The 17641-nt window shown below is 70.1% G+C and carries 17 protein-coding genes; 8 read left to right on the top strand and 9 right to left on the bottom strand.

What is annotated here, in order from left to right; translation table 11 throughout:
- Nucleotides 1–46: 46 nt before the first annotated feature.
- The 6 genes from IPK71_20600 to IPK71_20575 all read right to left on the bottom strand — a co-directional run bounded on the left by IPK71_20600 (nt 47) and on the right by IPK71_20575 (nt 7581).
- Entirely contained in the window at nt 47–1153 is a 1107-nt protein-coding gene (locus IPK71_20600) for a hypothetical protein (GenBank protein ID MBK8216137.1), read from the bottom strand.
- A complete protein-coding gene (locus tag IPK71_20595; protein MBK8216136.1) occupies nt 1150–2298 on the bottom strand; it encodes a hypothetical protein in 1149 nt (382 codons plus the stop codon). The genes IPK71_20600 and IPK71_20595 overlap by 4 nt, the downstream gene beginning before the upstream one ends.
- Nucleotides 2285–3679: a serine/threonine protein kinase gene (locus IPK71_20590; protein ID MBK8216135.1), complete on the bottom strand. Its 1395-nt coding sequence runs from the start codon at nt 3677–3679 to the stop codon at nt 2285–2287. The genes IPK71_20595 and IPK71_20590 overlap by 14 nt, the downstream gene beginning before the upstream one ends.
- A 121-nt stretch (nt 3680–3800) precedes the next feature.
- Complete coding sequence (locus IPK71_20585; GenBank protein MBK8216134.1) at nt 3801–4982, bottom strand: hypothetical protein; 1182 nt, start codon at nt 4980–4982, stop codon at nt 3801–3803.
- Nucleotides 4979–6112, bottom strand: a complete 1134-nt coding sequence (locus IPK71_20580; GenBank protein MBK8216133.1) for a hypothetical protein — start codon at nt 6110–6112, stop codon at nt 4979–4981. The genes IPK71_20585 and IPK71_20580 overlap by 4 nt, the downstream gene beginning before the upstream one ends.
- The gene (locus IPK71_20575; GenBank protein MBK8216132.1) at nt 6109–7581 is read right to left on the bottom strand and encodes a serine/threonine protein kinase; all 1473 of its coding nucleotides are present in this window, start codon (nt 7579–7581) and stop codon (nt 6109–6111) included. Before IPK71_20575 ends, IPK71_20580 begins: the two co-directional genes overlap by 4 nt.
- 435 nt (nt 7582–8016) lie before the next feature.
- Here IPK71_20575 and IPK71_20570 point away from each other — a divergent pair, with 435 nt between their 5' ends.
- Together IPK71_20570 and IPK71_20565 are read left to right on the top strand one after the other, a co-directional pair.
- On the top strand, nt 8017–8805 hold the full coding sequence (locus tag IPK71_20570; protein MBK8216131.1) for a hypothetical protein: 789 nt from the start codon (nt 8017–8019) through the stop codon (nt 8803–8805).
- 5 nt (nt 8806–8810) lie between these two features.
- A complete protein-coding gene (locus tag IPK71_20565) occupies nt 8811–9554 on the top strand; it encodes an ATP-binding cassette domain-containing protein (GenBank protein ID MBK8216130.1) in 744 nt (247 codons plus the stop codon).
- Nucleotides 9555–9560: 6 nt separating this feature from the next.
- Here IPK71_20565 and IPK71_20560 read toward each other — a convergent pair whose 3' ends face one another.
- Nucleotides 9561–10595: a hypothetical protein gene (locus IPK71_20560; GenBank protein ID MBK8216129.1), complete on the bottom strand. Its 1035-nt coding sequence runs from the start codon at nt 10593–10595 to the stop codon at nt 9561–9563.
- A gap of 73 nt (nt 10596–10668) precedes the next feature.
- Here IPK71_20560 and IPK71_20555 point away from each other — a divergent pair, with 73 nt between their 5' ends.
- The 6 genes from IPK71_20555 to IPK71_20530 all read left to right on the top strand — a co-directional run bounded on the left by IPK71_20555 (nt 10669) and on the right by IPK71_20530 (nt 15493).
- On the top strand, nt 10669–10974 hold the full coding sequence (locus tag IPK71_20555) for a hypothetical protein (GenBank protein ID MBK8216128.1): 306 nt from the start codon (nt 10669–10671) through the stop codon (nt 10972–10974).
- 78 nt (nt 10975–11052) lie between these two features.
- Nucleotides 11053–11856 (top strand): ABC transporter permease, encoded by an 804-nt coding sequence (locus tag IPK71_20550; protein ID MBK8216127.1) that lies wholly within the window; start codon nt 11053–11055, stop codon nt 11854–11856.
- Between the two features lie 8 nt (nt 11857–11864).
- The gene (locus tag IPK71_20545) at nt 11865–12707 is read left to right on the top strand and encodes an ABC transporter permease (GenBank protein MBK8216126.1); all 843 of its coding nucleotides are present in this window, start codon (nt 11865–11867) and stop codon (nt 12705–12707) included.
- 62 nt (nt 12708–12769) lie between these two features.
- Entirely contained in the window at nt 12770–13501 is a 732-nt protein-coding gene (locus IPK71_20540) for an ATP-binding cassette domain-containing protein (protein MBK8216125.1), read from the top strand.
- Between the two features lie 137 nt (nt 13502–13638).
- On the top strand, nt 13639–14382 hold the full coding sequence (locus IPK71_20535; GenBank protein MBK8216124.1) for a hypothetical protein: 744 nt from the start codon (nt 13639–13641) through the stop codon (nt 14380–14382).
- Between the two features lie 88 nt (nt 14383–14470).
- Nucleotides 14471–15493 (top strand): MCE family protein, encoded by a 1023-nt coding sequence (locus IPK71_20530; GenBank protein ID MBK8216123.1) that lies wholly within the window; start codon nt 14471–14473, stop codon nt 15491–15493.
- A gap of 376 nt (nt 15494–15869) precedes the next feature.
- Here the strand turns inward: IPK71_20530 and IPK71_20525 are convergent, their stop codons facing one another.
- Nucleotides 15870–16109: a hypothetical protein gene (locus tag IPK71_20525; protein ID MBK8216122.1), complete on the bottom strand. Its 240-nt coding sequence runs from the start codon at nt 16107–16109 to the stop codon at nt 15870–15872.
- A gap of 285 nt (nt 16110–16394) precedes the next feature.
- Entirely contained in the window at nt 16395–17492 is a 1098-nt protein-coding gene (locus IPK71_20520; protein MBK8216121.1) for a hypothetical protein, read from the bottom strand.
- Between the last annotated feature and the right edge of the window lie 149 nt (nt 17493–17641).

Raw genomic sequence — 17641 nt, 5'->3', positions numbered from 1 at the left:
CCCGCGGATCGAAGTCGAGGAGATGGTCAATAGGGTTTACGGTTTGTCACTCGCAGGACGGGATCGGGAGGGCGCAGGGCGCGGGCGCTTGCGGCGGAGGGACGGCGGCGCCGAGGCGCGCTTGGACGGAGGAGAACGCGAGGCCGACCGACACGTGGGTGCAAGCGCGGAGCGGGTCGTCCGAGAGGCTTCCGGGCATGTCGCGGTAGGCGCACACGGCGCGCTTGTAGGCCTCGAGCTCGGGGGCCGTGCAGAGCGCAGGTTGGCGCGCGAACGCCGAGAGCAGCGCCGAGACCGACACGCGCCCGGCGATGGTGCCCGTGAGCGTGCGCAGCGTCGCCCCTTGGGGGCCGGCTTTCTCGGAGATGCGCGCCTCGAGGACGGCGCCCGAGAGCGGCAGCGGAAACGTGCCCCGCGCGACCTCCACCTCGAGCTCGAGCGCGGCCTTGGTGCCGAGAACGAGGCGCCCCTCCGACACGTACCCCTCGTGGAGGATCGCCGGAGTGGCGCCCCCGTCGAACGGCGTGAGGGTGCCCTGGGGGAAGCCCCACGTGTCGCACCCCTCGAGCAGCGCGCCGCCGTCCCCGGGAGGGGCGCCGCCGTCGCAGGAGGTCGATTGGAGCCCTTCGGACGCGACGAGCCGCGCGACCACCGACGGGTCGTTCGGCTGGCCGTTGTACCGCGCGAGGTAGACGAGGAGCGTTCGTGTGGCCCGCGCTTGCGTGCGAAAGCCGTCGAAGAGCGCCTTGCCGTACCCACCGGGCAGCGCACCGAAGAGGCGCGCGGCGGCGTTGTCGACCCCTCCGGTATCGTCGACGAACGACGAGGCGCAGAGGGCCCCCCCATCGAACGCGGTGGGGGCCGGAAAGCCCGTGCAGCGTTGGTCGAGGTCGAAGCCGACGGGGCGCCCGTCGGGGCGCGGAAGGCCCTCGAGCGTGGTCAACGCGAACCACACGGGCGCTTGGTCGGGGCCGTCTTGAGCGCCCGCGGGGGGCGGCGGAGGCGCCGTGTGCGGACAGAGATCGGCGGCAGGGGTGGTGCCGGTCCCGGTGGGGCGAGGTGCGCCCTCTTCGTCGGACACGCCGACGAGCACCTGGCATGCCGCGAGCGCGCCCACGAGCCCGACGAGCAAAAGAGCGACGTGACGCTTCACTGGAACTCTCCGGCGAGGGTCACTCCGAAGGGCGTCGGGACGAGGCGCGCCGCACGCGCGGTCTTGGGCTCGGCGCGATCGGTGCGGGTCGTGAGGATCATGTAGACCCCCGCGACGACTCCCGCGATGCCCACCGGGACCATGATGGTCGCGATCGTGCCGTAACCACGGGCGTTTTGGGTGAGGCGCTGCGAGTCCTCGTAGTAGGGGTTCGGGCGATCGGGCGTCGACGTGTAGCAGCGCCCCGAGGCGTCGAACATGAGCCGAGGGTCGTCGGTCGGGCCCTTGTTGCTGAGCGTGAGCCCCTCGGTCGAGTCGCGGCAGGCCGCACGCGCCGCGGCGGCCGTCGTCGCCGTGAGCACGCCGAAGACCCCGCCCACGACGAGGCTCACCGCCCCTACCCCGCCCACGACGAGCCCCGCCGTGCGTACGGCGGCGCGGGAGGACTCGGCGTCGTCGGGCGAGGCGGGGGCGCCCGAGGCCTTTGCCTGACCGGCCGCCACGCGAGGGAGCTCGACGGTCTCGATTTGACCTTCGCGCTGGAGGGTCACGCTCGCCTCGAGGGGCGCGCGCCCCGGCACCATGACCTTGACGACGTGGGCGCCGACGTCGACCGGGACGCCGGCCTCGATCGCCTTCTCGCCGTACGTGTCGCCGTCGACCGTGACGAGGGTCTCGGGCGACCGGAGCTCGGCGGCGAGCCGAACGCGCACCCGCGGGACGCGCGCCTCGAGCTTGGCCATGCGCTCCTCGGCGAGCTTCACGCGGGCGGCTCGGCCGGCGGGGAGCGAGACCCGCTTGAGCTCGGCGAACGCGTGGTAGGCGGCCGCGAGCTTTCCCAAATCTTCCAAACATGTCGCGAGGTTCTGAGCTGTGCCACCGCCGCCTGCGAGGTGGTACGCCTCTTCGAAGAGCGGGCACGCGGCGGCGAAGTCGCGCTTCGCGACGCGCTCGTTGGCGCGCTGGAAGAGGGCGTCGGCCTTGGCCTCGTCGGAGGCGCTCGGACCTTCGGCGTGGGCGACGCCAGGGGCGACGGCGAGCCCCGCCGCGAGGACGAGGGCCCACACGGCGCGCGAGGTCCTCGGGCCCGAGCGTGCCCCTCGGCCGTGCTCGCCGCCCGTGAGGGCCGACTCAGCGGCGTCCATGGCTGTACCCGTGCGCCGGCTTGACGACGACCTTGGGGCGCGACGACGACGACGCGGACGGCGATGGCGGAACGTCCGTGTCGACGACCGCGGGAGGTTCGGTGGGCGCCGTGGACGCTTGGACCGAGGGGACCGGTGGGGCCAACGCGGCCGCGCTCTTCCCCTCGTTTGGCCCCGGCGGCACCACCGCGCTCGCGGCCGACGGGCCTGCCCCCGACGACGCCTTCGGCCCCGACGATCCGAGGCGCATCCCGAGCAGCACGAGCGCCACCATGAACAACGCGATCGAAGCGCCGATGCCGATCGCGAGGGCCGGCGACGTCGCGCGCCCCGGCGTGGCCCCACCGCGCGCCGTGAAGGCGGTCTCGGTCGGACGTGGATCGTACGGGAGGCGACCGCTCGACACGGCGCCGAGCGGGACGAGGTTCGCGTGCGGCTGCCCGATGCGCGAGAGGCGATCGGCGGAGAGCTTCCCGATGGGGCTCGCGAACGGCGCGAGCAGCGTCCCGAGCTCACCGAGCGACTGGCACCTTCGGTTCACGTCCTTCGCGAGGCAATGGAAGATCGCGGCCTCGAGCTCTTGCGGCACCTCGGGCCTGTACCCCCGTAGCGGGCGCGGCGGATCGGCCGTGATGCTCGCGAGCGCGCTCGCGGCGGTGTCGGCCTCGAACGGGAGCTCGCCCGTGAGGAGCTCGTACAGCACGACGCCGATGGCCCACACGTCGGTGCGGTGATCGACCCGCTTCGCCGAGCGGATCTGCTCGGGCGACATGTACATGGGAGAGCCGAAGATCGACTGGGTCTCGGTGAGCTTCGGATCGGCGAGCTCGGACTCGGCCGCGAGCTTCGAGATGCCGAAGTCGAGCACCTTCACGAGGGGCGTGCCGTCGGAGCGCTGCGAGAGCCAAAGGTTCGACGGCTTGAGATCGCGGTGCACGATCCCGAGCGCGTGGGCCTCGGCGAGGGCCTCGCAGGCCTGGAGCACGTAGTCGACGGCCGACGTCACGTGGAGCGGGCCCGACTCGAGCACACGGCCGAGATCCGCGCCGCGGAGGAGCTCCATCACGATGTACGGGAGGCCCACCTCGCTCTGCCCCACGTCGAGGACACGGACGACGTGCTCGCTGCGGATCCGCGCGGTCGCGCGTGCTTCGCGGAAGAAGCGCTCGGTGCCCTCGGCGTCGCTCGCGAGCTTCGGGTGCAGGATCTTGATCGCGACGTGCTCGCCGAGCACCGTCTGTCGCGCGGCGACGACCGCCGCCATGCCGCCCTTTCCGATGAGGCGCTCGACCGCGTACTTGCCCGAGATCACCGTGCCCGCGCGCGGAAGCCACGCGTCGTCCGCGGGCGCTGCGTTGGGCCTAGTGACGGGGGGAGCCACGATGATGGAAGCTTATCCGATCCGGCGCGCGCAACGCGTGGGAATCACGAGTGGCTCACGCGGCATGGTCCGTAAGCTGACCAGCGCGACCCAGGTGGGCGGGCGCGATCGGGTCGCGACGCTACTTGTCGCACCGCAACGCACACGACGGATCGATGCCCGCCTCGACCTGGCACAGCGCGCCGTCACCGATGGCCGCTTCCTCGGCTTCGACGCCGATCGCGAGGGCAACGGCGTCGCAGGGCTTGGTAGGGTCGTCGCTCGACTCGAGGAGATCGCGAGCCCGGCAGACGAAATCGGCAACTGCGACCCCGGCCCCGCCCTCGCAGAGGAGCCCCCCGTTGACCGGGAGCTGACCTATCACCTCGAGGAGCTTCGCCGCCGACACGAGCCCGACGATGTTCCCGCGGAGCGTCCACCGACCGTTCGCGCCACGCCGGATATTGGCGACGAAGATCGAGTTCGTCTGGCGCAACGAGAACCCGCCGAACGGGATCTCGTAGGCGGTCTTCGCGCCATTGACGATCACCTGACCGTCGGTGACGTAGCCCACGCTCCCCGTCGCTTCGCCCGAGCCCGAGCTGTACCACCGGTCGAGCGCCGCATCCGGCCCGGCATCGAGCGTGGACGACCAGCGAGGACGGCCGCTCGGGTCGGGCTCGAGCGTCGCGCAGGCCGTCTCGACCGACCGAATCGGCCCTCCGTTCGCGGGCTCTTGGATCCCACGCGAAGGCAGCACGGTCACGACGACGCGTCGATCGTTCGGTGTCTCGTTGTAACCCTCGATGCGGAGGAGAGCACCGGCGCGCCCGAGCTCGAAGTACGGGTTGACGGTGGTCTGCTCGAGCTGCCCGAGCACGAAAGACGCCCCTCGGAACGCATTGACGGCCCCGAGATCGCGGCCCTGGGGATCGTCGGTGGGGTTTCCGGGGGCGCAGGGGTCGCCTTCTTGTTTGCAGCTCGTCTGCGGCTGGTTCGGGAGCCGCTGGTCTCGGTTCTCGCAGCTGCACGTCTTGTCGAAGTCGAACGCCTGAGGCAGGTCGGGGAAGCCGCCGAGGCGAACCTTTCGAACCGCGAGGACGACCTTGGACTCAGGGCTCGATGCGCCCGAGTCGGGCTCTCCAGGTGGACCCGCGTGAGGGCACGGATCGACGTCCGGCGACGCGTCGACCGTGGCGGCCTCGGGCTGCGGAGGGAACCTCTCGACGCCGGGATCGTCCTCGATGCCCACCAACACTTGGCAGGCGAGCAGACCGCCGGCGATCCCCGCGGCCACGACGCCGAAGCGCAGACCCCACCTCATTGGAACTCTCCCTGGAGCTGGAGGCCACCGAACGACGGCGTGAGGCTCGCGCGAACGGGCGCACCGCGAGGCACGCTCGCGCGCTCCGGCTTCTTCGGCGGCTCGGCCGTCTGGCTGCCGCGGATGACCAAGTACGCCCCGACGCCGAGCGCCACGACGCCCACCGGGACGAGCACGTTGGCCACGTTCGCGAAGGTGCGCGCGTCGTCACGGAGGCCGTTCGCCTTGACGAGGTCGGGGTTGGTGGAGCTCTGCTTCGGCGCGAAACATCCTCCGCCGGCGCGGATGGTTTTCGTGTCGTCGTCGAACGGCCCCGCGTTCACCTTCGCGGGGTCGCCCGTGTCGGCGCAAACGTCCGCCGCGGCTTGGTTTTTCGTGATGGCGAGCACGCCGAAGACGCCCCCGGCGATGCCCGTCGCGATGCCGAGGCCTCCGATGACGAACCCGGTCGTGCGTAGCGCACGCTGACCCGCGACGCGGTCGAGCTCCTCGAGGGAGGGCCCCGCGGCGGGCCCGGGCGGAGGGGCCTTCGCGACCGGCAGGTCCTCGAGCTTCGGCACCTCGAGCCGATCGGTCTTGCCCTCGTCCTCGATTCTCTTCTTCAGCTCGAGGGGCTTCTTGCCGGGCGCCTCGATGCGCACGGTCCGCGTCCCGGTGTTCACGAGGACCCCGGCCGAGAGGCTCGTCTCGCCGTAGGCGTCACCGTCGATGTACACGAGGGTGCCCGGGGCCTTGCCCCCGACGAAGTGGATCTCCAGTCGCGACAGGCGGTCTTTCAGCTTCGCGAGGTGCTCTTCGGCGAGCTTGACGCGGTCTTGCCGGTTCGCCTTGAGGGACAACGCGCGGAGCTCGACGAAGCGGTTGTACGCGAAGGCCACCTTGCCCTCTTCTTCGTGGCACACGGCGAGGTTCTGCAAGGTGCCACCGCCCCCGGCGAGCCTGTAGCTCTCCGCGAGGAGCGGGCACGCCTCGCGGTAGCGCGACTGGGCCATGAGCGCCTTGGCGCGCTGGAAGAGGTCTTCGGCTTGGGCGTCCTGGGCGGCCGACGGGCCGTCGGCGCGAGCCTGCGACGAGACGGCGGAGACCGCGAGCGAGGCGGCGAGCACGAGGGAGAGGCGCGAGGGAGTCAACGGCGATCCGTAGCGATCGTGGAGGCAGGCGTCGGGGTCACCGGCGGCACCGGCGCGGAGGGCGGCGGGGCCGGCGGGGCCGTGGCCTGAGATGGGGCGGGCGCGGTGGGGGGCGTCTGCGGGGTCGGGCGCACTTTGCCGAGCTTAGCCGTTGCGGAGGGCGGGGCGGAAGCCACGGTTCCGGTCGGGGCCGGCGCGGTCGGGGCCACGACGAGGGCCACGGAGGTAGACGGGGCGGCGACCGTCCCCTGCGGCACGGCCGCCCCGAAAGGCGCCGAAGCCGACGGAGAGCCCGTGGGCGACCCCGCGACGGGCCCCGACGGGTGGACGAGCAGCGACCGAGCTCCGAAGAAGAGCGCGACGAGGACGAGCGCCAAGCCCATGCCGAGCGCGACCCCGAAGAGCGGAGACTTGCGGGCCGCCGGCCGGGGTGCGGCGGTCGAGAACGTGCCTTGTGTCACTCCGCCGACCGAGAAGCTCCCGCTCGAGGCCGCGGGCGGGAGGAGGCTCAGGCTCGGCCCCCCGATGCGCGAGATGCGATCGGCCGATATCTTCCCGTGCTGGGACGCGAACGGCGCGAGCAGCGCCGCGAGCTCGGCGACCGAGCCGCATCGGCGCGACAGGTCTTTCTGGAGGCACGCGAGGATGGCGGCCTCCACCTCCGGCGGTGCGTCCGGGCGAAGCGCGCGCAGCGGGACGGGAGGGTCCGCCGAGACCGCCGCCAAGACCCCCGAGACCGTGTCGGCCTCGAACGGGAGCTTGCCGGTGAGGAGCTCGTGCAGCACGACGCCGAGGGCCCACACGTCGGTGCGGTGATCGACCTTCTTGGCGCTGCGGATCTGCTCGGGCGACATGTACGTCGGTGAGCCGAACGTCGACTGCGTCTCGGTGAGCTTCGGATCTCCCGGCGCGTGCGCCGAGAGCTTCGAGATGCCGAAGTCGAGCACCTTCACGAGCGGGCTCCCGTCGGGGCGCGCCGAGAGCCAGAGGTTCGAGGGCTTGAGGTCCCTGTGCACGATCCCGGCCGCGTGCGCCTCGGCGAGCGCCTCGCCGGCTTGAAGCAGGAAGTCGATCGCGTCGGTCACACCGAGCGGCCCGCGCCCGAGCACCTGGCCGAGGTCGGCGCCGCGCAAAAGCTCCATCACGATGAACGGGATCCCCGCCTCGGTCTGCCCCACGTCGAGCACGCGCACGACGTGCTCGCTCTTGATGCGCGTCGCCGCCTTCGCCTCGCGCAAGAAGCGCTCGACGCTGGCCGAGTCGCGGGCGAGCTTCGGGTGGAGGAACTTGATGGCGATCGCTTCGCCGAGGGTGACGTGCTCGGCCGCGACCACCGCGCCCATGCCACCGCGCCCGATCACGCGCATCACGCGGTACCGCCCCCCGACGACCTCCCCCTCCCTGGGAGCCCAAGGGTCGGACGACGACGACGGAGCGTTCGCGTCCATCTGGGTGGCAGCGTCACTCACACGTGGAGGATAGCTGAAAAGCGTGCTCGGCGAGCAACCTCTGCACGCTCGGGGCCGAACACCACGAAACCGGGCGAAGCTCGCACCGCCCCGGCCCAAAGCCGGTAAGGGCCGCCTCCTCGGCCCGTCCACGGGCCCGAGACCCGGTCCCGACCGCCTCTTTCGCCCGTCAACGGGCCCCGAACCCGGTCCCGACCGCCTCCGCGGGGAGATTTTTGCCCCGAGACCCGGTCGCGACCGGGTCGTCACGCAGATTTTTCGGCACCGACCCGGTCGCGACCGGCTTCCGGGCGAGATTTTTGGGTCGGCACCCGGTCGCGACCGGGTTTTTCGCTGAAATTTTGCCTCGAGGGGCGGCGCGGACCGGGCCTCGGGCGCTCCGGGACGAGAAAACCCACGCGCGGCCGGGGGCATGACTCGGATAGGATGCCCGCCGTGCCCGCCCACCGAGTGCCCCACGCGCCCCGCCCGGGTCTCCGCGCCTCCTGGGCCACGGCCGCGCTCGCGCTCGTGGCCACGGCGCTCGTCGCGTGCACGCAGGAGGTCGCGGCGGGGTTGGACGAGCCGGACGCGAACCGTGCCGTGGCGACCCTCGCTCGCGCGGGCGTCGACGCGAAGCGCGAGGCCGAGGGCGGGGGCACCTTCCGCGTGGTCGTGCCCTCCGGGGAGGCGAGCCGCGCCCTCGTCGCGATGGCCGACGAGGGCCTCCCCCACCCGAAGACGGTGGGCGTGCTCGAGGCCGTGGGCAAAAACCAGCTCGTGCCGACGATCGAGTCCGAGCGCGCGGGCCTCGCCGTCGGCCTCGCCGGGGAGCTCGATCGCACGTTCATGCGGCTCGACGGGGTCGTCGTCGCGCGAACGCACCTCGTCCTGCCCGGCGACGCGCCGCTCCGCGAGAAAAAGGAGCGCGGCTCCGCCAGCGTGCTCCTCTCCTACTCGACCGCGGCGCCCCCCGTCGCCGAGGCCGACGTGAAGAGGGTCGTCGCCGCGGCGGTCTCGGGGCTCGCGCCCGAGGACGTCACCGTGGTGCTAGTGCCTCGCGCCGCGCGCGCCCCGGCCCAAGCCGCAGGCCTCGCGCACGTCGGCCCGTTCGGCGTCGCGGCGGGCTCGGCGGGCACCTTGCGCCTCGTGCTCGCGGTGCTGGCGTCGCTCGTCGGGCTCCTCTCCGTGGCGACGATCGCCTTGACTCTTCGGCTCGCCAAGGCGAGGGAGGCCCGCTCGTGATCTCGATCCGGAACGTCAACAAGACCTTTCGCACGGCGACCGGCGCGCACGCCCACGTCGTGCGCAACTTGAGCCTGGAGGTCCCCGAGGGGTGCCTCTACGGGCTCATCGGCCCGGGCGCGGCCGGCAAGAGCGTGCTGCTCAAGCTCATCACGGGGCTCGTGAAGCCCGAGTCGGGGAGCATCGTCGTCGACGGAAAAGACGTGACCACGTTGCCCGACCTGGAGCTCCAGGCCCTCCGCCTCAAGTTCGGGATGCTCTTCCAGAACAACGCCCTCTTCGACCACCTCACGGTGAACGAGAACATCGCGTTCCCGCTGCGCCGGCTCTACGCCCTCCCCGAAGAAGAGGTCCGCTCGCGCGTCGAGGAGCGGCTCTCGTGCGTGGCGCTCGCGGGGTTCGGGACGCGCATGCCCGGGGGCCTCTCGGGCGGCCAAAAGAAGCGCGTCGGCGTCGCGCGGGCCACCATCACGAACGCGCCCATCGTGCTCTACGACGAGCCCGCCGCGGGCCTCGATCCGGTCACGTCGCAGAAGATCTTCGAGCTTTTGCGCGAGGAGCAGCGCGCGCGCAACGCGACGGTGATCATGGTCTCGTCGGACCTCGACCGCCTGCTCACGGTCACCGACCGCGTGGGCATGATGTACAAGGGCGACCTCATCTTCGACGGCACGACGAAGGAGGCGCAGGAGAGCCAAGAGCCCCGCGTGAAGCAGTTCGTCCACGGCCTCACCGAAGGCCCGCTCTGAGGGAGCTCACCCGTCCACGCGCGCGGCCTCGCCCATTTCCCTTCCTTCGCAGGCGTAGAGCGCGAGCACGACGAGCTCGACGTACCCGTGGAAGAGGGCCGAGCGCAGGTACGCGAGGCGCGCCGACACCACGTCGACGAAGCCCCACACGACGAAGACCAGCGCCCCCACGGCGAACGCCGCGAGCACCCACGGGCCGAGGTCGCGGAAGAGCGCGCGGCCCGACTGCCGGAAGCTCCGTGGGCGAGGCACGTCGCGATCGACCTCGGGCACGAGGCGGAGCCACACGACGTAGTGGAACGACTGCGCGAACGCGAAGAACGGCACGAGCCCGAGGCCCACGCCATAGAGCTCGGGGGGCGCGAGCTGCATCACGAGATCGCCGAACGGGAGGGCCGCGGGCGCGCGCGCGATGCCCCCCGCCGAGACGACGAGCCACGTCGCGGAAGGCAGGATCAAAAGCGCCGAGAGCCCGAGGTAGAGCGCGAGGAGCGCCATGCCCTCGCGGCCCCTGCCCTGCCCCCGCGCGAGCAGCGCGAGCACGACGAGCCCCACGACGTTGTGCCCGTGCAGGTACACGTAGTCGACGCGCGACCGCGTGACGTACGCGACCGCGACGAGCGCGGCCCCCACGCCGAGGACGCCGAGGCGCCTCCCGAGGCTCGCCCGCGCGAAGGGGACCGCGAGCAGCGCACCGGCGAGCGCGCCGCGGAGCCCGTACCCGAGGGCCGTGGCCAACGTGGCCGCCGCGACCGCGACGTAGACCGAGGCGCGCCGCGCGAGCCCGCGCCGCACGACGAGGTACCGCACGTCGGAGATCACGTGGAGCACGCCGAGCCCGAGCGTGCCCACCGCGATGGACCACGCCGGCGCGACCACGGCGAGCACGAACGACGTCACGAGGCCCATCAGCGCAAACGTCACGAGGCGGGCACGCGACGTCGCGTAGATCGGGGCGGCGGCCCGACCGAGCACGCGGAGGCCGAAGGTCCGCACGACGTCGAGCGCCGAGAGGCCGAGGCGCGCCCCCGCGCCGATCATGGCCCCTTCGTCCCGATGTGCGAGCCCACACCCACGTTCGCCTCGCTTTCCCGACTCATGCTACACCAGGACGGTGCCCGAGGTGCTGGAGCTCGTCCTGTCGTTCGCGTTCACGACGTGGGCCGTCTTCTTCATCGTCCTCCGCGACGAGAAGCGCCTCACGCCGGAGCAGCTCGCCCGGGCGTGGCCGCCGACGACACGCACGATCGCCCTGGTTTTTCTGAGCATCTTCGCCCTCGTGATGCACTTCGTCCTGACGCGTCGCTCGCTGAAGGGGCTCGGTCTCGGTCTCGGCGCCGCGTTGGCGGTCGTCGTCACCCACGGGCTCCTCTTCGGGACGCTCGAGTTTTTCCTCGCCCCGGACGGCGGGGCCCCCTGACGCCGAACGGGTGACGGCGGGCCCGCGCCCCAAGATTCCCCCGTTTCGCCGCGCCTGGGCCGTGGTAGCGTCGCACGCATGGCGCAAGGAGCCGACGCGAACGAGCCGAACGAGGGCGCCCTCCACGCGATGGGGACGGCCTTCTTCTCGATCGCGTCCACGGTCGGGGGCATGGGCATCCTCCTCGCGAAGGTCGGCTCGCGTGTGCTCACGGGCCGCGTGGACGGCTCCGAGCTCTGGAAGAACCTCTACAAGATGGCCGTCAAGTCGCTGCCCATCGTGGTGGTGACGGCGCTCTTCACGGGCGCCATCATGGTCGTCCAGGCGGCCCCCATCGTGAAGCGCTACGGCGCCGAGGGGCTCGTCGGGTGGGGCGCGGGCTTCGGCACGCTGCGCGAGATCGCCCCGCTGCTCACGGCGCTCATGATCTCGGGCCGCGTCGGGGCGAACAACACCGCCGAGCTCGGCACCATGGTCGTCACCGAGCAGTTCGACGCCCTCCGCGTGCTCGCGATCGATCCCATCGCGTTCCTCATCGCGCCGCGCTTCGTCTCGATCGTGCTGACGCTCTTCATGATGACCCTCTTCGCCGACTCGCTCGCCCTCTTCGGCGCGGCGTACACGGGCAAGGGCCTCCTCGCGGTCGAGCCGCGCACCTTCTACAACGGGCTCACCGCGGGCCTCCTCGGCTTCGGCGACGTGGCGAACGGCCTCTTCAAGAGCGTCGTCTTCGGCTTCGTCATCGGCCTCTCGAGCTGCCACTTCGGCGTCGCCACCACGGGCGGGGCGCCGGGCGTCGGCCGCAGCGTCAACGCCACGGTGGTCGCGAGCGCCGCGGGCATCTTCCTCCTCGACTACGTCGTGAGCTTCCTCCTCGGCTGAAGGCGATCATGGCGGCAGGAACGAGCGACAGGCACGAGGAGGAGACGACCCCCGAGGACGAGCGTCCGCCGGAGGGCTTCTTGGCGACGCTCGGCGCGGCCGGCATCGACCTCTACCTCGGCGCCCGCGACATGTACTCGGTGTTCGTACGCACGCTCTACTACACGGCACGCGGCAAAAAAGAGCCGGGCGTGACCGCGCAGCAGATGTACGAAATCGGCAACAAATCCGTGTTCTTCCTGACGTGCACGATGGGCTTCATCGGCATGATCCTCGTGTACCAGTCGGGGCTCCAGGCGCGGCGCGTAGTGCCCGATTTCACCCTGCTGGGCGCCACCTACCTCGAGCTGCTGGTGCGTGATCTCGCGGCCTCGATCGGCGCCCTCATGCTCGCGACGCGCGTCGGCGCGGGCATCGCGGCCGAGATCGGGAGCATGGTCGTCACCGAGCAGATCGACGCGCTCCGCATGTGCGCGGCCGATCCCATCGACTTTCTCATCGTGCCCCGCTTCAAGGCGAGCATGGTCATGACGATCACGCTCATCGTGTGGTCGGGCACGGTGGCGTTCTGCTCGGGCGCGGTCACCGCGTTCGTCGCCTTCGACGTCCCCTTCCGGACCTTCTTCAACGCGAGCCTGGTCGACTTCGGAGATCTTTCGATCGGCATCGCCAAGTGCATCGCGTACGGCGCGGCGATCCCGGTCGTGAGCGGCTACTGCGGCCTCTCGACCTTCGGCGGCTCCGAGGGCGTCGGCTGGGCCACGACCCGCGCGGTCGTGAACACGTCGCTCGCGATCATCATGCTGAACTTCTTCATCTCCGCCGCGGGCTTCATCATCTTCCCGGGGTGACCATGCAGCAGCCCGTACGAACGTTCCCGCCCGTCGTGCCGCAGAAGAGCGGCATCCAGTTCATGAACATCAAGAAGTCGTTCGGCCCGAAGACGGTCTTGAACGGCGTCTCGTTCGACGTGCGGGAGGGCGAGGTCTTCTTCATCATCGGCGCCTCGGGCGTCGGCAAGAGCGTGCTCATCAAGCACCTCGTGGGCCTCCTCTACCCGGACTCGGGCGAGATCTGGCTCGACGGCGAAGAGATCTCCAAGTTCGACGAAGAGAAGATGGGCCCCGTTCGCAAGAAGTGCGCGATGGTGTTCCAGCACTCGACGCTGTTCGACAGCATGACGTGCGTCGAGAACCTCGCCCTGCCGCTGCGGAAGCACAAGAACATGAACCAGAAGGAGGCCCTCTCCGAGGGCAAGCGGCTCCTTCATCAGGTTCACATGCAAGACTTCGCCGACAAGTACCCGTCGGAGCTCGGCGACGGCATGCGCAAGCGCGTCGCGATCGCCCGCGCCCTCACGCTCGACCCGCGCTACGTGCTCTTCGACGAGCCCACGACGTCGCTCGACCCGGTGAGCGCGCGCCGCGTCGACAAGCTCATTTACGAGCTGTCCGACACTCTCGGAGTGACGAGCATCGTCGTCAGCCACGACCTCGTCTCCATCTTCTCGATCGCGAACCGGATCGTGATGCTCTACAAAGGCCACGTCCGCATGCTCGGCTCTCAGGCCGACTTTCAGGCCTGCGAGGACGGCGTCGTGCACCAGTTCATCCGAGGGCACGCCGAAGGCCCGATGGAGATGTGAGCGGCCCGATTTTCTCGTAGTTTCGAGGACTTGAGGCTGTCTTCAAAAAAGAGTGTGGCCGGTGTGCATCCAAGGCCGAGCTTGGCGCGGAGTGTCTTGGGCAAGCGCGGGCCGTGGGCTCGGCTTTCCCTTCGCCGATGAACCTACGCGCCCCTTCCCTCCCCTTCGCGATGTTTGCCTCGTCGTCCGACGGCCCTCGACCTGCGCGCTCTCCTCGACGCGCCCCCGACGCTCGCTCGGCCGCGCTCGCCAAAACGGACCTTCTGTCACTGGCCGCGCGGTTCGGCGGCCGAGACGATCCGGGAGCCATCCACCAGACCGAGCTCTCCGTGGTGCTCGCGCGCTTGCTCGAGGCCTCGCCCGAGATGCCGCTCGGCGCACGAAAGGAGCTCCTCGTGGGGGCCTGGCGGCAGGTGTTCGGCCCGATGGACTACCACGGCGGCGAGCGCGGCTTCGACCCGGCGCTGCGGGCCAACGAGATCTACCAGGTCGTGCTCGAAGGCGGCGTGCTCTACAACGTCACCCCGCTCGTCGATGGCCGGAGTGGCGCGATCGCGCGGATCGCCCTCCTCCGCGGCGAGTACGCCCCCGAGCCAGGGGCGGACGACGTGCTCCGCGTCCGCTTCACGAGCTTCCGAGGTCTGCGCGGCGGCCTCCCTGAAGGGCGCACCTTCGCCGACCTGCCTGCGCTCGCCGAGCGGGGCGACCTCGGGGACGTGCCGAGCATCACGCCCGCGTGGGTCGTGAGGGCCTTTTTCCGTGGCGGCGTGCTCCACGAGGTCTACACCGACCACGACATGCGCGTGCTCTACGGCGCGAGCGCACGCGACGCCGAGGACCGGTACCTCTACGTGATGCGGCGGGTGCCGTCGCTCCTCTGACGAAGGTAGCGCAGCGCGTCATGCCTGCATTTTCCCGCGAAGACCAGGCCCACGGGCCGCGGCGCTTGCTCTATAACCTTAGGCGCCCATGGCAAAAGAGCGCTCCATCGAGGTCAAGGTCGGCATCCTCATCCTGGTGTCGTTGGCCATCTTGTCGGCCTTCGTCCTCATCATGGGCGGGCTGTCGTTCGAGAAGACCTACACGATCTACGTCGACTTCGATAACCCCGGCGGAATGCAGGCCGGCGCGCCGGTGCGCGTCGCTGGCGTGAAGGTCGGGAAGGTCGAAGAGCTCAAGTTCATGGGCGGCCAGGTCGATCCGAAGACGAACCGCCGCACGCTGGTCCGCGCGAAGGTCGCCATCGAGAAGCGCGTGCAAGAGGCCATCCACGAGGACGCCGACTTCTACGTGACGACCCAGGGTGTGCTCGGCGAGCAGTTCATGGCCGTCGAGCCTGGCAGCCCGCAGAAGCCGGTCATTCAAGAGAACGCGATCGTGAAGGGCATCGACCCGCCGCGTCTCGACCTCTTCCTCGCCAAGGCCTACGAGCTGCTCGACACGACGATGAACGGCATCCGGAACAACCGGGAGCTCATCAGCGACATCGCGACCAACACGGCCGGCCTCCTCAAGAACCTGAACGGCGTGCTCACGGACAACCGCGAGCGCATCAACCGTACCGTCGCGAACCTCGAGGCCCTCTCGGCCGAGGCGAACCAGCTCACCCACGACGTGAAGGTGCGCTACGTCGACAACCCGAAGATCATGCGCACGATCGACAACATCGATCGCATCTCGCAGGACCTCCAGCGCGACTCGGGCCCCCTCCTCAAGGACGCGAAAGAGGCGATGGCCAACATCAACCGCGTGTCGGCCACGGTCGGCAGCCCCGAGGAGCAGGCGAAGCTCAAGAAGACCCTCGACGAGGTCGCTCAGCTCGCGACGCGCGCGAACGCGACGGCCGCCGACGCGCAGGCGATCGTCACGCACATCAAGAAGGGCGAGGGCACCGTGGGCTCGCTGGTCATGGACGAGGCCATTTACGACGACGTGCAGGAGATGGTCCGCGATCTCAAGCACAACCCCTGGAAATTCTTCTGGAAAGAGTAGTCGGTTAGGGCGGAGGCGCGTCGGGTTCGACCCTCGCGCCGAGGCGAGATCCGACCGACGTTCGCCTCGTGCGAGCGTGGCACCGTGACCGCGATCTCCCCGAGGGGGTGCGATCTCCCCGAGGGGTGAGATCCGCGGGGTGAGATCCGACCGACGTTGGCGCTAAGTCGTTGAAAACACATCGACGCCGACCTCGCGGGCTTGTCGCCACGTCCCCAGCGGTGGGGAGATATGCGGGGAGATCCGACCGACGTTGGCGCTAAGTCGTTGTGTGCGGGGAGATCCGACCGACGTTGGCGCTAAGTCGTTGTGCGGGGAGATCCGACCGACGTTGGCGCCAAGTCGTTGAAAACACATCGACGCCGACCTCGCGAGCTTATCGCCACGTCCCCAGCGGAAAGAACACGTCCCGCACACCGCTCCGTAGCGCGCGAAGCGCCTCGCGACACGCCCCCAAGAACGCGGCCCGCACCTTCGCCGTCATCGTCGCCATCTCCACGTTGCCGCCCGCGGCGAACGACGGGTTCCGCGCCCCGTCCTTCTCGAACGACGCGCACCCCGAAGGACCGCGACAGCGCGCACGCGTCGTGTGCGGCACCGCGAAAATCCACTCCATCGAGCGCACGAACTTCCCGCCCTGCGCGCGATGCGCCGCGCCTCGTCGACCGCCGATTCCATCGCCGCTACGATTCGTGCGCGCGCGCCCTCGTGCCCCGCGTTCGCTTCGAGCGAGCGCGGCGGGAGCTCCGACGGCGGGAGATCCCACCGACGATACGGCGGCGGAACGGGAGATCTAACCAACGACGGGAGATCCAACCGACGTCGGGAGATCCAACCGACGTCGGGAGATCCAACCGACGTCGGGAGATCCCGTCGTCGGGAGATCCAACCGACGTTGGCGCTAAGTCGTTGAAAATACATTGACCCCGACCTCTTGAGCCAAGCGCCACGTCCCCAACGGAAAGAACACGTCTCGCACACCGCTCCGTAGCGCGCGAAACGCCTCGCGATACGCCCCCAAGAACGCGGCCCGCACCTTCGCCGCCATGGTCGCCATTTCCACGTTTCCGCCCGCCGCGAACGACGGGTTCCGCGCCCCGTCTTTCTCGAACGACGATGCGCGCGTCGTGTGCGGCACCGCGAAAATCCACTCCAGCGAGCGCACGAACTTTCCCGCCTTGCGTGCGATGCGCCGCGCCTCGTCGACCGCCGCTTCCACCGCCGCTACGATTCGTGCACGCGCGCCCTCGTGCCCCGCGTTCGCTTCGAGCGAGCGCGGCACCGTGATCGCGATCTCCGCCGACGCCGGCCACCGCTTGTTTTCCGCGTCGAAGTACACCGCGGGCCGCTCGACGCGGATGGTCCGCGTGCCGATGTCGGTCGCGGCGAGCGTCACACCGGGCCAATCCTCCGGCCGCGCGACAAGGCCCGCGGCCACCGCGTTCGAGAGGGTGTAGCCGATCTTCTGCAGCACGGCGTCGTCGCCGTAGAGCGCTACGACGCTGGCACCTTCGCGCGAGAAGACCTCCTCCGGCCATCCGCGCAGCACCTTGATCGCGTTCGCCATGAGGCGATTTCGCTGAGACAGAAATTTTGGGAGCTCGCCGCGGGTGTCGGTGAGCACCTCGTGCATGTGATTCGAGAGGACCTGAACCGCGTGGATCTCGATGCCAAATCGGCCGCGAGCAGGGCGGTGGCGTACCAGTAGACTGCGAGCAAGACGCGCCGCTTGTCGGGGTTCATGAGGAAGTGGCGGCGCGTGGTCCTGCGCGTGACGAGGTAGGTGGTGCCGGGGGCGATGCGTCGAGGGGTAGACATGGCGTCCCCCCTTGCAGTCCTCGCGCCAATGCGAAGCAGTTGAAATCATTGATAGAGAACGCCGTTGGACCTGGCCCGGGCCACTTTTCGGGGTGGCCTGGCCACGTATGCGTCGCACCGCCGAATCGACTTTCGCGGACTTGGGGCCAACGTCGGACAGTTCTCCCTGTCGCCTGGCCACGTGCGCGTCGCGCCGTTGAACCAGCTTTCGCGGACTTGGCGCCAACGTCGGACGGTTCTCCCCGCCACCGTTCCAACGTCGGACGGTTCTCCCCGCCACCGTTGAACCAACTTTCGCGGACTTGGCGTCAACGTCGGACGGTTCTCCAA

The sequence above is a fragment of the Myxococcales bacterium genome, assembly GCA_016712525.1.
Taxonomy (GTDB): domain Bacteria; phylum Myxococcota_A; class Polyangia; order Polyangiales; family Polyangiaceae; genus JAAFHV01.
This window is presented reverse-complemented; position numbering and strand designations above follow the sequence as displayed.